Source organism: Streptomyces sp. NPDC058457 (assembly GCF_042720695.1).
Lineage (GTDB): Bacteria > Actinomycetota > Actinomycetes > Streptomycetales > Streptomycetaceae > Streptomyces.
The window spans coordinates 14620-28761 of record NZ_JBHXLU010000010.1 but is presented as its reverse complement, the minus strand read 5'-3'; the positions used below and the strand labels follow the sequence as shown (position 1 = coordinate 28761).

General features: G+C 69.3%; 17 protein-coding genes. 8 read left to right on the top strand and 9 right to left on the bottom strand.

Translation table 11 applies throughout. The features are described from left to right. Window positions 1-40 precede the first annotated feature (40 nt). Both ACFWPS_RS11045 and ACFWPS_RS11040 read right to left on the bottom strand, forming a co-directional pair. On the bottom strand, window positions 41-493 hold the full coding sequence (locus ACFWPS_RS11045) for a GNAT family N-acetyltransferase (RefSeq protein WP_383703402.1): 453 nt from the start codon (window positions 491-493) through the stop codon (window positions 41-43). A gap of 9 nt (window positions 494-502) precedes the next feature. Next, complete coding sequence (locus ACFWPS_RS11040; protein WP_383703400.1) at window positions 503-961, bottom strand: MarR family winged helix-turn-helix transcriptional regulator; 459 nt, start codon at window positions 959-961, stop codon at window positions 503-505. Window positions 962-1103: 142 nt separating this feature from the next. On the opposite strand from ACFWPS_RS11040, the gene ACFWPS_RS11035 reads away from it, so the two are divergent. Continuing rightward, a complete protein-coding gene (locus tag ACFWPS_RS11035) occupies window positions 1104-2312 on the top strand; it encodes an MFS transporter (RefSeq protein WP_383703397.1) in 1209 nt (402 codons plus the stop codon). A 45-nt stretch (window positions 2313-2357) separates the two neighbouring features. Further along, complete coding sequence (locus ACFWPS_RS11030) at window positions 2358-2777, top strand: heme-binding protein (protein WP_383703396.1); 420 nt, start codon at window positions 2358-2360, stop codon at window positions 2775-2777. 68 nt (window positions 2778-2845) lie between these two features. Here ACFWPS_RS11030 and ACFWPS_RS11025 read toward each other — a convergent pair whose 3' ends face one another. Further along, complete coding sequence (locus ACFWPS_RS11025; protein WP_383703394.1) at window positions 2846-3712, bottom strand: GNAT family N-acetyltransferase; 867 nt, start codon at window positions 3710-3712, stop codon at window positions 2846-2848. A 193-nt stretch (window positions 3713-3905) separates the two neighbouring features. On the opposite strand from ACFWPS_RS11025, the gene ACFWPS_RS11020 reads away from it, so the two are divergent. Together ACFWPS_RS11020 and ACFWPS_RS11015 are read left to right on the top strand one after the other, a co-directional pair. Continuing rightward, on the top strand, window positions 3906-4538 hold the full coding sequence (locus ACFWPS_RS11020; protein WP_383703392.1) for an HAD family hydrolase: 633 nt from the start codon (window positions 3906-3908) through the stop codon (window positions 4536-4538). A gap of 680 nt (window positions 4539-5218) precedes the next feature. Next, window positions 5219-6301: a globin domain-containing protein gene (locus ACFWPS_RS11015; RefSeq protein WP_383703390.1), complete on the top strand. Its 1083-nt coding sequence runs from the start codon at window positions 5219-5221 to the stop codon at window positions 6299-6301. A gap of 4 nt (window positions 6302-6305) precedes the next feature. Here the strand turns inward: ACFWPS_RS11015 and ACFWPS_RS11010 are convergent, their stop codons facing one another. The 5 genes from ACFWPS_RS11010 to ACFWPS_RS10990 all read right to left on the bottom strand — a co-directional run bounded on the left by ACFWPS_RS11010 (window position 6306) and on the right by ACFWPS_RS10990 (window position 10067). Then, window positions 6306-6788: an NUDIX domain-containing protein gene (locus ACFWPS_RS11010; protein ID WP_383703388.1), complete on the bottom strand. Its 483-nt coding sequence runs from the start codon at window positions 6786-6788 to the stop codon at window positions 6306-6308. Window positions 6789-6874: 86 nt separating this feature from the next. Continuing rightward, window positions 6875-7780: a LysR family transcriptional regulator gene (locus tag ACFWPS_RS11005; RefSeq protein WP_383703386.1), complete on the bottom strand. Its 906-nt coding sequence runs from the start codon at window positions 7778-7780 to the stop codon at window positions 6875-6877. A gap of 229 nt (window positions 7781-8009) precedes the next feature. Then, window positions 8010-9143: a cystathionine gamma-lyase gene (locus ACFWPS_RS11000; protein WP_383703384.1), complete on the bottom strand. Its 1134-nt coding sequence runs from the start codon at window positions 9141-9143 to the stop codon at window positions 8010-8012. After that, on the bottom strand, window positions 9140-9682 hold the full coding sequence (locus ACFWPS_RS10995) for a low molecular weight protein-tyrosine-phosphatase (RefSeq protein ID WP_383703381.1): 543 nt from the start codon (window positions 9680-9682) through the stop codon (window positions 9140-9142). Before ACFWPS_RS10995 ends, ACFWPS_RS11000 begins: the two co-directional genes overlap by 4 nt. A gap of 7 nt (window positions 9683-9689) precedes the next feature. Next, window positions 9690-10067 carry a phage holin family protein gene (locus ACFWPS_RS10990; protein WP_383703379.1) on the bottom strand — a complete coding sequence of 126 codons (378 nt, stop codon included), beginning with the start codon at window positions 10065-10067 and terminating at the stop codon, window positions 9690-9692. A gap of 59 nt (window positions 10068-10126) precedes the next feature. On the opposite strand from ACFWPS_RS10990, the gene ACFWPS_RS10985 reads away from it, so the two are divergent. The 4 genes from ACFWPS_RS10985 to ACFWPS_RS10970 all read left to right on the top strand — a co-directional run bounded on the left by ACFWPS_RS10985 (window position 10127) and on the right by ACFWPS_RS10970 (window position 12359). Beyond that, on the top strand, window positions 10127-10444 hold the full coding sequence (locus tag ACFWPS_RS10985) for a cupin domain-containing protein (RefSeq protein WP_089100494.1): 318 nt from the start codon (window positions 10127-10129) through the stop codon (window positions 10442-10444). A 165-nt stretch (window positions 10445-10609) separates the two neighbouring features. Next, window positions 10610-10822 carry a DUF5326 family protein gene (locus ACFWPS_RS10980; protein WP_383703377.1) on the top strand — a complete coding sequence of 71 codons (213 nt, stop codon included), beginning with the start codon at window positions 10610-10612 and terminating at the stop codon, window positions 10820-10822. 274 nt (window positions 10823-11096) lie between these two features. After that, a complete protein-coding gene (locus ACFWPS_RS10975) occupies window positions 11097-11822 on the top strand; it encodes an IclR family transcriptional regulator (protein ID WP_383703651.1) in 726 nt (241 codons plus the stop codon). A 99-nt stretch (window positions 11823-11921) separates the two neighbouring features. Beyond that, window positions 11922-12359 (top strand): SsgA family sporulation/cell division regulator, encoded by a 438-nt coding sequence (locus ACFWPS_RS10970; RefSeq protein ID WP_383703375.1) that lies wholly within the window; start codon window positions 11922-11924, stop codon window positions 12357-12359. Between the two features lie 170 nt (window positions 12360-12529). Here the strand turns inward: ACFWPS_RS10970 and ACFWPS_RS10965 are convergent, their stop codons facing one another. After that, on the bottom strand, window positions 12530-14098 hold the full coding sequence (locus tag ACFWPS_RS10965; RefSeq protein WP_383703373.1) for a YibE/F family protein: 1569 nt from the start codon (window positions 14096-14098) through the stop codon (window positions 12530-12532). Window positions 14099-14142: the final 44 nt, after the last annotated feature.

Sequence of the window (14142 nt, the reverse complement as noted above, 5' to 3'; positions counted from 1 at the left end):
CCCCGTGCGATTACTCCGTTCGGCCACGAGCCGTTGAGGATCAGAGTTCAAGCTTGAAGCCCACGTGCGAGGCGGAGAAGCCGAGCCGCTCGTAGAAACGATGGGCGTCGATCCGTGACATGTCCGAGGTCAGCTGGACCAACTGGCAGCCCTGGCGGCGGGATTCGTCGATCGCCCACCCGATGAACCGGGTGCCCAGGCCGCTGCCGCGCTCGTCGGCGTGGATACGCACGCCTTCGATGATCGACCGGGTGGCACCGCGCCTCGACAGTCCGGGGATGACCGTGAGCTGGAGTGTGCCGACGATGCGGCCTTCGCGGACGGCCACGACCAGCTGCTGGTTGGGGTCGGCGCTGAGTCGTTCCAGGGCGCTCAGATAGGGCGTCAGGTCGTCCGGTGATTCCCGCTTGGCGCCCAGCGGGTCGTCGGCGAGCATGCCGACGATGGCCGGGATGTCGTCGGCGACCGCGGTGCGTATGTCAAGGTCTCCCATGCCCGCAGCCTATGCGGGCACGTGCAGCGACTCCACGGCCCGGACCAGGGGAGCCAGTTCCGGGTTCCTGGCCGCCTCGTCGAGGGCTTCGCGCAGCGCCGTGTCGTTGGTGGGGCGAGCCTTCTCCAGCAGTTGCAGGCCGGCCTCGGTGACGTTCGTGTAGATGCCACGGCGGTCGGTCGGGCAGAGATAGCGCTCCAGGAGACCGCGGTCCTCCAGGCGCGTGACCAGCCGGGTGGTGGCGCTCTGGCTGAGGACGACCGCGTCGGCGACCTGCTTCATCTGCAGATGGCCCCCTTCGCCGTCGTGCTGTCGGCTGAGGACGTCGAGCAGGGAGTACTCGCGCACGCTCAGGTCGTGCTTGGCCTGAAGGGCGCGCTCGATGTGTGCCTCGATCCTCCCGTGGAGCAGGGAGAGGGCGCACCAGCCCTGGGCGAGGGCGGTGAGTGCGGGGTCCGTCGCTGTCATTGGTGTTCTCCTCCGTCCCGGAGCGGCTGAACCCAGGATAGAGCAGGTGTGCAATATCCATCGCTTGCACATAGCCCGCGTCTGCAATTATTGTGAACGCACGTAAAGCGCATCTGTAATCGTCTGGGAAGGTCGTACCTCCATGCCTCTCGCGCTTCTGGCCCTCGCGATCGGGGCCTTCGGAATCGGAACGACCGAATTCGGGATCATGGGCTTGCTGCCCGAGGTCGCGGGTGACTTCGGGGTCTCCATCCCGACCGCCGGCCTGCTCGTCACCGGTTACGCGCTTGGTGTGGTGATCGGCGCACCGCTGATGACCGTGCTGGGCACGAGGGTTCCTCGCAAGCGGATGCTGATGCTGCTGATGGGCTTCTTCATCGCCGGCAACCTGCTGACCGCCGTGGCCCCCGTCTTTGCCGTCATGCTGATCGGCCGGGTGGTCGCCTCCCTCGCCCATGGCGCCTTCTTCGGCATCGGCTCGGTCGTGGCGGCCGAGCTGGTCGCACCGAGCAAGAAGGCAGGGGCCATCGCGATGATGTTCACCGGCCTCACCGTCGCCAACGTCATCGGCGTCCCGCTCGGCACCCTCGTGGGGCAGCACGCCGGCTGGCGCGTCACCTTCGGCATCGTCGCCGCCCTCGGCGTCGTCGGCCTGGCCGGCATCGCCAAGCTGGTTCCCGAACTGCCCAGCCCGGAGGGCGTGCACCTGCGGCACGAGCTGGCCGCGTTCAAGAACACCCAGGTCCTGCTCGCCATGGCGATGACCGTCCTCGGCTTCGGCGGGGTCTTCGCGGCCATCACCTACATCGCACCGATGATGACCCATGTCACCGGCTTCGCCGACGGCTCCGTCACCTGGCTGCTGGTCCTCTTCGGCCTCGGTATGGTCGGCGGCAACCTCGTCGGCGGCCGGTTCGCCGACCGCGCCCTGATGCCCATGCTGTACGTGTCCCTGGGCGCCCTGGCCGTCGTCCTCGCCCTCTTCACGCTCACCGCGCACAGCAAGATCGCGGCTGCCGTGACCGTCGCCCTGATCGGCGCCCTGGGCTTCGCCACCGTCCCGCCGCTCCAGAAGCGCGTCCTTGACCAGGCGCACGGCGCCCCCACCCTGGCCTCCGCCGTGAACATCGGCGCCTTCAACCTCGGCAACGCCCTGTCCGCCTGGCTCGGCGGCATCGTGATCGCCGCCGGCTTCGGCTACACCTCCCCCAACTGGGTCGGCGCCGCCCTCGCCGCGGCCGCCCTCGTCCTCGCCTTCCTGTCGGCCGCGCTGGAGCGCCGCGACAGCGCCCCGAGCGCAGTGGTCGCCGGTGGCACGCCCGCCGGTCGGCGGGCGTCGGTCCACCACTGACCGCACGCACTTCCCACCGCACGTCAGCAGCATCCAAGGAGAACCATGAGCACCACCACCGTCGCCCCGCTCACCATCCAGGACGCCGAGTTCCTGATCACCGAGACCGGCCGAGCCGCCGAGGCCGCCGGGGTCACCGTCAGCGTCACCGTCCTGGACGCCGGAGGCCATCTGCTGGCCTTCCGGCGGGACGACCGCGCCGTGCTGATCTCCGGCGAGACCAGCACCCGCAAGGCCTACACGGCGCTTCAGCTGAACACCCCCACTGCCGACCTCGTCGACGCCGTCCAGCCCGGTGGCCTCTTCCACACCCTGCCCACGGCGCTCGACCGGCCGCTGCTGTTCATCGCGGGGGGTGTCCCCGTCCAGCGGGACGGCCGGCTCATCGGGGCGATCGGTGTCGGCGGCGGTGCGCCCGACCAGGACCACGGGTTCGCCTCCGCCGCTGTACAGGCACTCGTCTGACAGCAACCCCGCTCGACGTGGAACGCCGGCTCCCTCAGGGAGCCGGCGTTCGCCGTGTCGAAGGCCTCTCAGCCTGCCGCGACCGTCAGCGGCGCGAACCGTCGTGTCCAGTCTCCCGGTGACTCCGTGATGCCGTAGGTCATGACGGAGTTCATGGCGACGGAGGCCAGCCCCCGCGCCTTCGCCCAGGCCAGCAGTTCCTCGTGCCGGACGTCGACGTCGGTACGGAGCGGGCGATCGGTGTGCGCGGCGAGCGAGGCGATCAGGGACTTCGCCGTCTCGGTGTCGCGGGCGATCAGCGGCCCGACGACATGTGTGTCCATGTTGGGCCAGGCGGCCGCGTATCCGACGACTCGCCCGTCGTCCACGGCTACGTGCAGCAGGTCCGAGAAAGCGGGCAGCCGAGTGATGAGAGGGGTGCGGTCGGCGCCGAACGCCTCCTCGTCCAGCCGGAGGATGGAACCGAGGTCCTCGGCGGTGGCCGGCCGGGTCGCCACCCGGGGCTCGGCTCCGCCCGGAGTGAAAGGCCCGGACAGCATCTCCGAACGTCCCGTGACCTTGAACCCCAGCTCCTCGTAGAGCGGACGGCCGTACGGCGTCGCGTACAGGGTCAGGGGAGTCGTCCCCATCGCCGAGACGATGTGCCGCATCAGCCGGCGGCCGATGCCCTGGCGGGCGTGCCGTTCGGCGACCAGGACCATGCCGATCGCGCCGAGATGCGGGCGTTCCCTCGGGCCGTACTCCGTGATGACGCAGGCGGCGACCAGGCCTCCGCCGGGGTCGTCGATGCCGTATCCCTTCCCGGCCGTGAGGAGCAAGCGCCACTTGTGTTCCTCACGGGGCCACCCCCGATCCTCGGACAGGTCGGCGCAGGCGCTGAGATCGCGTGGCGTCAGTCGCCGAATGGGCAGAGCGGCGTCGGAAGGAGTTGACACGCAGGTCAGGCTTGCCGACCGAGACCCCTGGCGTCCACCTGTTTCAGGGCACACGCACGCGCTTTTGGCCATGTCGTAGCCCCCGGCTCAGCCCCTGGACAGACCCGCGACGTTTCACGTGAAACATCGCGGGTCTGGCAGCCGTCGGTGGCCGCGCCGAGGGCCGCGACTGCTTCCCGTTAGCCTCGGGACCATGGCGAGACTTCATCTCTTCGATCTCGACGGCACATTGCTGCACGGAACCTCCGCACCCGTCGAGATATCCCGTCAACTCGGTCTGGAAGCAGAGACCATGGAGCTCGACCGGGCGATTTCGGCGGGACGGATAGATCCGCCGGAGTATGCGACGCGGGTGTACACCCTTTGGGCCGAGCTGACCGACGCGCATGTGAAGGCGGCATTCGACGGCGCGCCGTGGCTCGTCCGTATCCGGGACGTCTGGGCCGAGATCAGGGGATCGGGAGATTACTGCGCGGTGGTCTCACTGTCGCCCTCGTTCTTCGTGGAGCGTCTGCTGGACTGGGGAGCCCATGCGGCCTTCGGATCGCGCTTCCCGTCGGTGCCGTTCGTCGAACCGGTGGACCCGGCGGGAGTGCTCACCGCCGCCGCCAAGGTGACCATCGCGGACCGCCTGTGTGAGCAGTTCGGGGTCGGTCGGGCGGACTGCGTCGCCTACGGCGACTCGATGTCGGACAGGGACTTGTTCGCCGCGGTTCCGGTGTCCGTGGCGGTCAATGCGGACGGACATCTCGCCGGTCTGGCGACGTACTCCTACACGGGCAGGGATCTATGGGATGCCTATGAATTGGCGTGCGGCGCCCGGTAATTGAGGGAACCTGAGGTTCGCCCGTTGCCAGATTCACGGGGGAGGCAGGGGGGACTTGTGCGCGGGGCGACGGCCGGTAGGGTCGACTCCGGTCAACGTCCGGGGCGGGACGCTCCCGCGGGAGTGATTGCGGCCCATGTCACACTCTCGCCTTACTTGTCCGTACGCGGGGAATCGCGGGTTGAATGTGGTCGTGTCGGCCACGGGGCCCGACCAGGGAGAGCTAGTCGTCAACGGGGGAAAGCAAGCACCTTCCGAGTGAAGTGCGCAGACCGACCGCAAGATGTTCGAGGCGAGGGCACACCATGGACGCTCCGACCACCACGTCGGCGGGCAACGACGGGGCCGGCGGAGGCCACTGGTTCGCGCCCCACGACAGGCCCGCGTTCGACCCCGCTGCAGGGCCTCCGGTCGTGGGTCCGGGGAGCGGACAGGAATCGCCTGAGAGCCGCCCTCCTGCGTCCGCAGAGCCTCGGGAGCGAATACGGCCGACGGTGGAACCGCCACGCCTTCAGGGGGCCGCTCAGGCCCCGCTCGGCGGGCAGCACGCGACGCCCGGCCCCTTCGTGCCCCCGACCGGGCCCCCCGCACCCGGCGCCTTCGAACAGCGTGTCCCGCCACAGCGCGCTGCACAGCAGACGCAGGGCGCCTCCCCGGACGCGATCCGAATCCGCGGCACCATGGTCGAGGTCGGTCCGATCGCCGACAAGGTCACTTCGTACTTCTACGCATTGCTCTTCGTCCGCCATCCCGAACTGCGTTCGTTGTTCCCGGCCGCCATGGACACCCAGCGGGACCGGCTGCTGAAGGCGCTGCTCACCGCGGCCGAGCACATCGACAACACACCCGTCCTGGTCGAGTACCTCCAGAACCTGGGCCGCGGCCATCGCAAGTACGGCACCCGGGCCGAGCACTACCCGGCCGTCGGCGAGTGCCTCATCGGCGCGCTGAGCAGGTACGCCTCTGGCATCTGGGACCCCGAGACGGAGGCGGCCTGGGTACGGGCGTACACGACGATGTCCCAGGTGATGATCGACGCGGCGGCCACGGCCGAGTTGCGCGCACCGGCCTGGTGGCATGCGGAGATCGTCGCCCACGACCTCAGGACCGCGGACGTCGCGGTGCTCACGGTCCGGCCGGACCAGCCGTACCCCTTCCTCGCCGGGCAGTACACGAGCCTGGAGACAGCCTGGTGGCCGCGGGTGTGGCGGCATTACTCCTTCGCCTCCGCGCCCCGCTCGGACGGCCTGCTCACGTTCCATGTGAAGGCCGTCCCGGCAGGCTGGGTCTCCAACTCGCTGGTGCACCGAGCCCGCCCCGGTGACGTCGTCCGCCTCGGCCCGCCCGGCGGTTCGATGACCGTCGACCACACGAGGGACACCGGACTGCTCTGCCTGGGCGGCGGTACCGGCATCGCACCCATCAAGGCGATGGTCGAGGACATCGCCGAACGCGGCACGCGCCGCCCGGTCGAGGTGTTCTACGGCGCCCGCACCGACCACGATCTGTACGACATCGACAACCTGCTCCGGCTCCAGCAGATCCATCCCTGGCTCGCGGTCCGGGCGTTCGTCGACCAGCAGGCGCACCTCCAGCTCCCCGACGCCATCCGCGGGTACGGCCCGTGGATCGAGTACGACGCCTATCTCTCCGGCCCGCCCGGAATGATCCGCAACGGGATCACCGCGCTGCGGGACGTCGGTATCCCCGCACACCGCATCCGGCATGACTCGGTAGAGGAACTGGTCGTCGTCGGCTACTGATCCGTCATCCGAGATCCGGGGCGTGCATGGCCCGCACACCCTCGATGTTGCCGTCCAGGTAGTGCCGCAGCGACAGCGGTACGAGGTGCACAGAGGCGATCCCCACTCGGGTGAAGGGGACGCGCACGATCTCGTACTCGCCGGCGGGCTCCTCGACTTCGGGGCCGTGCCGCAGGGCCGGGTCCATCGACTCCAGCCGGCAGACGAAGAAGTGCTGCACCTTCACGCCGGTCGCGCTGCCGTTGTCGCCGATGTGCTCCACGGTGTCCACGAAGCAGGGCACCACGTCGGTGATCTTGGCGCCGAGCTCCTCGTCCACCTCGCGGTGCAGGGCGTCGACGACGGTGGTGTCCTCCGGCTCGACCCCGCCACCGGGGGTGACCCAGTAGGGATCGACACCAGGCTTGGTGCGCTTGATCAGAATCAGGTAGTCGCCGTCCAGGAGGACGGCACGGGCGGTGCGCTTGACCACGGGTCGGACGGTCATGGGAGAAATGTGGCCCAGCTGGTTCCACGTGAAACATCGCGAAGCGCCACCGTATGGACGCATGGCGTTAACTCCGCAGAACGCGCTCAGCCCCAGTCCGAGGCCGCGTGCTGGAGCCACTCGTGTGCCCGTGCCACATGGGGCATGGCGAGTGTGCCGGTGCGCACCACGAGGAAGTACGTCCGCAACGGCGGCACCGCGGGATCGTGCAGTGCCACGACCTCGCCGCGCTCCAGGGCGGCCGCGCACAGATACCGGGGCAGCACGGCGAGGCCGGCACCCGCGACCGTACAGGCGAGGACCGCGCGCAGATCGGGCACAACGACCTTGCCCGAGGCGGCTGGACGGGTGTCGAAGACGGAGCCCCAGTAACGCGAGACGAACGGCAGCGACTCATGGACCTCGACGACCGGCAGGTTCTCCAGGGCGGCCGAGCCCTTGCCGCGAACCGCGCCGACATCGATCTCATCGGACCAGCGTGGAGCGGCGACCAGTACATGCTCCTCGTCGCAGAGCGCGGTGGCAGCGAGCAGAGTGCCGCGCGGCCGGACCGTACTGATGGCCAGGTCATGGTGACCGGCGGACAGCCCCTCCAGGGTCTCCTCGGCGTTCCCGAACGAAGCGCGCAGCGCGAAGCCCTGGCCGTCGTCGCCGGCGAGCTCCGTGAGAGCCGGAAGGGCACGTTCGGCGGTGAACTCGGGCGGGCCGGCGAGGTGCAGGGTGCGCACCGAGGAGTCGTCGTCGAGGCCGCGTTCCGCTATCTCCACGAGGGCGTCGAGATGTGGGGCGGCCTTGTGGGCGAGTTCGTCGCCGATGGTCGTGGGGGTCACTCCGCGGGCCTGGCGCAGGAAGAGCGGGCGGCCCAGCTGTCGTTCCAGGGTCCGGATCTGGGAGGTCACGGCGGGCTGCGAGAGTCCGAGCAGGGCGGCGGCGCGGGTGAAGGAGCCGGCCCGGTGCACGGTGACGAAGGTGCGCAGCAAGGCCAGATCCATCGCACACCCTCCCGTTCGCCCTGCCCCTTTCCGGCCCCCGGGCAGGTCCCCAACTATAAATAAGTCGATAGGTCTCTGTCGCTACAGTGATTGGACACTGACGCAGAGTCAACTAGCCTTGGTCGCGCGGTTCTTGGCGCGCGAGAACCGGGACGGTCCGAGCCACGAGGGGGGAGGCTCGGACCGTCCGTTATGCGTAGCCGGACCCGTGGGGATGTCCGTAATCCGGTCACCGGTCCGACTCGTCGAGCGCGCGCAGCACATCGGCCACGAGATCTTCGGGATCCTCCGCCCCGACCGACAGCCGGATGAAGCCCTCCGGTACGTCGTCCCCGCCCCAGCGTCCCCGCCGCTCGGCCGTGGAACGCACCCCGCCGAAGCTCGTGGCATCGTCGACCAGCCGCAGGGCCTCGAGGAAACGCTCGGCACACGCGCGCGTGGGCAGCGTGAAGGAGATCACCGAGCCGTAGCGGCGCATCTGCTGCGAGGCGATCTTGTGCGCCGGGTCGTCGGACAGCCCGGGATAGCGCAGGGCGGTCACCTCGGGCCGCTCGCGCAGTGCCTCCGCGAGCACGAGGGCGGTCGCGTTCTGCCGGTCCACCCGCAACTGGAGGGTGGCGAGGGAGCGATGGGCCAGCCAGGCCTCCATGGGCCCGGAGATCGCCCCGATGATCTTGCGCCAGCGGCGTACGGCGGCCATGGCCGCCCCGTCGCGCCCGGCGACGTACCCCAGCAGCACGTCCCCGTGGCCGGTGAGCTGTTTGGTGCCGCTGGCCATGGAGAAGTCGGCGCCCAGTGCCAGCGGCCGCTGGCCGAGGGGGGTGGCGAGGGTGTTGTCGACGGCGACGAGGGCGCCACGCGCGTGTGCCGCCTCGGCGAGCCGCCGGATGTCGCAGACGTCGAGCCCGGGGTTGCACGGCGTCTCGATCAGCAGCAGCTTCGCCCCGTCCAGGGCGTCGAGCTGGGCGTCGCCGGCGGTCGGTGCGGTGCGCACCTCGATGCCGTACGCCTCCAGCTGGGTGCGGACCAGAGGCAGCACCTGGTAGCCGTCGGAGGGCAGAACGACCGCGTCCCCGACGCTCAGCTGGGAGAAGAGCACCGCCGAGACGGCTGCCACACCGGACGCGAACACCAGCGTCTCGACGTCCGCATCGCCGGGCGCCTCCAACTCGCCGATGGCCCGCTCCAGATGGGTCCAGGTCGGGTTCTCGTCGCGCCCGTAGGCGTACGGGCCGCTCACCTCGCCCGGCAGATGGAAGTGCGCGGCGAAGACCGGCCCGGGCAGGGTCGGCTCGTTCTTGACCGGCTCGGGCAGTCCCGCGCGCACCGCGCGTGTGCCCTCGCCCATGGCCGCCTCGGTCATGCCGCCGTTCCCTCCACTTCGTCCCGCACCGCGGCGAGCAGCCTCTCGCTCGCCGCCTCCACCATCTCAAGGCACTCCTCGAAGCCGTCCAGACCGCCGTAGTACGGATCCGGTACGTCGAGGTCGTCGCCTGCCGAATCCGAAGGGGTGTGCGAAGCACTCGTTGAGGGGTGGTGGTCGGGCGACGGGCGGGCGTACGAGCGGAGCAGGCGCACCTTGCGCGCGTCCTGCTCGGTGGGGGCCAGGCGCCGTAGGGTCTTGAGGTGGCCGGAGTCCAGGGCGATCACGAGGTCGAGCCGGGCGAACCAGGACGCCTGGAACCGGCGGGCGGTGTGGTCGCTGTCGTAGCCGTGCTCCGCGAGGACGCGGACGGTGCGCGGGTCGGCGCCGTCGCCCTCGTGCCAGCCGCCGGTGCCGGCGCTCTCGGCCTCGACACGGTCGTCGAGCCCGGCCTCGGTCACGCGGGCACGGAAGACGGATTCGGCCATCGGGGAACGGCAGATGTTGCCGGTGCAGACGAAGCAGACGCGGTAGGTCATCGGGTGCTCAGTCCGTGTCGGGAAGGACCATGTTGAGCGCCCAGGACACGATCGAGATGATCAGACCGCCCAGGACGGCCGTCCAGAAGCCGTCCACGTGGAAGCTCAGGTCGAGCTTGTCGCACACCCACGACGTCAGCAGCAGCATCAGCGCGTTGACCACCAGGGTGATCAGGCCGAGGCTGAGGATGAACAGCGGGAAGGTCAGGACCTTCACGATCGGCTTGACCAGGAAGTTCACCAGGCCGAAGACCAGGGCCACCAGGATCAGCGTCCAGACCTTCTTGGCGGTGCTGTCGCCGGTCAGGGTGATCTTGTCGAGCAGCCACACGGCGACCGCCAGAGCGCCCGCGTTGGCGATCGTCTTGACTACGAAATTCTTCATGTGTCTGATCGTGACAGAAGAGATCGGATGCAAATAGTGAGGCGAGGGCGACAACCGAGATGAAGGCATTCCGGCTGGACGAACTGGAGGCGGAACGCGCCGCCAACGACGGGGCATACCTGCAGTTCCTGCGGGAACGGAACATGTCGGTCGGTCTCTACGCCCTCGACGCGGGCTCGCACGACCCGCAACAGCCGCACAACCAGGACGAGGTCTACTTCGTCGTCAGCGGCCGCGCCGCGATCACGGTCGGCATGGAGACCACGCAGGTGGCGCGCGGCAGTGTGGTGTACGTTCCGGCCGGGGTGGCCCACAAGTTCCATCACATCAGTGAGGATCTGAGGGTTCTGGTCGTCTTCTCTCCCCCCGAGGCCTGACGTCGGCTCTCGGGGTTCCCTAGGGGAAGGGTCAGGGGAGGACAAGGGATCAGAGACCTCCGAACGGCCCCCTCGCGGCTCTAGCATCGAGTGCAGGACATCGCATCGTGCGGGACGCACGAGACCGTACGTGCCGGAGCGCACGAGAAGGCGGAGGACAGGGCAATGCGAGAGATCTTCACGGGTCTGCCGTGGTGGGTGAAGTGGATCGCGGTGCCGGTCATCGCGCTGGTGGTGTTCGGCGGCCTGATCACGGCCGTGATCAGCTGGGTGGTCTTCGTGCTCTTCAAGCTGCTGATCTTCGTGGCGCTGGTCGGCGGACTGATCTACATCGTGCGGAAGTTCATGTCGAACTCCTCGTCGAAGAGCGACTGGTGAGGACCGTGGGAATCGGTGGCCGGTAACAGGAATCACCGGTTCCCTCGGGGGAGGGAAGTTTCCCGTACAGGCGGACCGGGAGCGCCGGCGGACGGTTAGAGTCGCTGACCCCCTCGCGCTCCGGGAGTGACCCTTGGCCACGCTTGACGCCGCCCCCGCACCCACGGAACATCCAGCACCCCCCGCCCAACGACGTTCCAGCACACCCCCCGTACAGCGGCCGGCCACCCCGGTCGACCCCGCACAGCCGCACTCGGCCACGCTCATCGGCTCCGTGCAGCGCGCGATGCGCCTGCTGGAGTGCGTCGCCGGACACGCACACGGCGCACCCGCCAAACAACTGGCCCGTGAAACGGGCCTCGCGCTGCCCACCGCCTACCACCTGCTGCGCACCCTGGTCCACGAGGGCTATCTGCGCCGCGACAAGGGGCTCTTCTTCCTCGGCGAGGCGGCGGAGCGGCTGAGCAGCAGCGGGGCGCAGCAGAAACGTCGCAGCGCGGTCGTCGACACCCTCGCCCACTGGCGCGATTCGATCGGTGTCCCGGTGTATTACGCCATGTACCGGGACGGCGAGATCGATGTCATGTGCGTCTCCGACTCCCCGGGTACCCCGGCGGTCGAGGAGTGGGCCGGTTTCCGCGAGACCGGGCACGCGCACGCCGTCGGCCAGTGTCTCCTCTCCCAGTTGGACGAGGACGTCCGCCGCGACCATCTGGGCCGCCATCCCGTGCGGCCCCTCACCCCGTACACGGTCCGTGACGGTCAGACGCTGCTGCGGCGGCTGGAGCGGACGCGGCGGATGGAACCGGTGGTGGAGCGCCAGGAGTACGCACTGGGGACGGTGTGCGCGGCGATTCCCCTCACCGTCGGCACCACGGCCGCCACCATCGCCGTCTCCCTCCCCCTCCACCAGGCCGACCGGCTGCTGCCCGCCGTCCGGCAGCTGCAGGCCGAAGTGGCTCGGCATCTGGGGTCCCTGGCGATCGCTATCAGTATCTGAAAACTCACTCCTTGTGATCTCCCGTGTACGTTCAGCAAGATTTGACCACCATCAAAGGGATAAAACCCGGCCAGTCGGTGTCATATGACGGGGTAGGCAATGCGCGAGTCCGTACAAGCAGAAGTCATGATGAGCTTTCTCGTCTCGGAGGAGCTCTCCTTCCGCATCCCCGTGGAGTTGCGCTACGAGACCTGTGATCCCTATGCCGTCCGGCTCACCTTCCACCTGCCCGGGGACGCGCCGGTGACCTGGGCCTTCGGCCGCGAGCTGCTGATCGACGGGGTGGGGCGGCCGTGCGGCGAGGGTGATGTGCACATCGCGCCCGCCGATGCCGAGGTGCTGGGCGAGGTACTCATCCGGCTTCAGGTCGGCGGCGACCAGGCGGTGTTCCGGTCCTCCGCACCTCCGTTGGTGGCTTTCCTCGACCGAACGGACAAGCTGGTGCCGCTCGGCCAGGAGGGCTCGCTCGCCGACTTCGACGCCCATCTCGACGAGGCCCTGGACCGCATCCTGGCCGAGGAGCAGAGTGCCGGCTGAAGCGTTACGGCACAGGGCGCACGCCGCTCCGACGAGTCGCGTGAGGACGCGCAGGAACGCTTCTGCGTGTTCGGCGCCGACCCCCAGCCGGAACGCTTCTCCTCATGTGGACCGCCCGTGTCTCACCTCGTGCCTCGTGGATGGCCTCCTCCCGGGCCGTCCACTGCGCCTCACCGCTTCCGGCGCCGTCCCCGCCCGCCGCGTCCCGCGGCCGGCGCGGCCTCCACGGGCACGGCTGTCTCCGTGCCCGGCCGGTCGGCGGACACCACCAGGGCCGCGAGCAGCGTGGTGACCGGCACCGAGGCGACCAGGCCGATCGAGCCGACCAGGGTGCGCACGATCTCCTCGGCGACCAGCTCGCTGTTGGCGACCGTGGCCACACTGCTCTGCGCGATCGAGAAGAGCAGCAGCAGCGGTAGCGCGGCACCCGCATAAGCCAGCACGAGGGTGTTGACGACGGACGCGATGTGGTCACGGCCGATGCGGATGCCCGCCCGGTACAGCCCGCGCCAGCCCATCGTCGGGTTGGCCTCGTGCAGTTCCCAGACGGCCGAGGTCTGGGTCACCGTCACGTCGTCCAGGACACCCAGCGAGCCGATGATGACACCGGCCAGCAGCAGACCGCTCATGTCGATCGACGGATACAGGCCGTGGATCAGGCCGGTGTTGTCGTCGGTGTTGCCGGTGAGCGCGGCCCAGTCGATGAACTCCGAGCCGAGCAGGCCGATCAGACACAGCGAGACCAGCGTGCCGAGCACCGCCACCGAGGTCCGGGCCGACAGCCCGTGGCAGATGTACAGGGCGATCAGCATGATGGCGCTCGACCCGACCACCGCCATCAGCAGCGGGTTCGATCCCTGCAGGATTCCCGGCAGGATGAACAGGGTCAGCACCAGGAAGCTGACCGCCAGCGCGACCAGCGCCATCACACCGCGCAGCCGGCCCACCACCACCACGGCGAGTGCGAAGATCCCGGCCAGCAGTGCCATCGGGAACTTCCGGTTCACGTCGGTGACCGAGTACTGCAGGTCCTTGGGTGCGGAGGGTTCGTACGCGGCCACGACCTTCTCACCCTCGTGCAACTGCCGCGACTGATCGGGCTGCACGATCTCGGTGAAGGTACGGCCCTTGTCCTTGCCGACGTCGACCCGGACCGTGGCCTTCTTGCAGGTGCCGCCCTCCTCCTTCGAGGAAGTGCCGTCGGTGGTGGAGGTGTCTCCGGTCGAGCCGCCGCCGGAGGCGTTGACCGACTTGCAGCTGACCGAGACGACCTTGGTGACCGTCGCCGCCTGCGTCTGGCGGTCGAAGCCGACGCCGGTGCGCTCGTGCGACGGGGCACCGCCGGGCCACAGCACCACCAGGCCGACCACGACCGCGGCGGTGAAGGGGATCAGGATGGCCGCGATGACCTTGCGCAGATGCTTGGAGACGGGCGCGGCAGGGCCGTGGCTGTGGCTGTGTCCGTGCGAGTGGCCGTGACCACCGCCGGGCCCGGAGCCGCTCTGGCCGGTACTCGGACCGGGCGAATGGCCATGGGCCTCCCCGTGGCCGTGGGCTTGGCCGTTGTCGTGATGGCGGGCGTGGCTGAGAGCGTGCCCCTGGTCGTACGGCTCGCCCTGCCCGTGGATGTGTCCGTCACCGGCACCATGGCCCCCGTGGCCGGATCCGCCGCCCTGCGTGGCGCCGTTGCCGCGCCGCGGGTCTGGGGGCGGATAGGGGTGCTGCTGTGTCGAGGTCACCGCCCGATCATCGCAAGAACGGCAGGGGCCCTCTGTTCACCGCG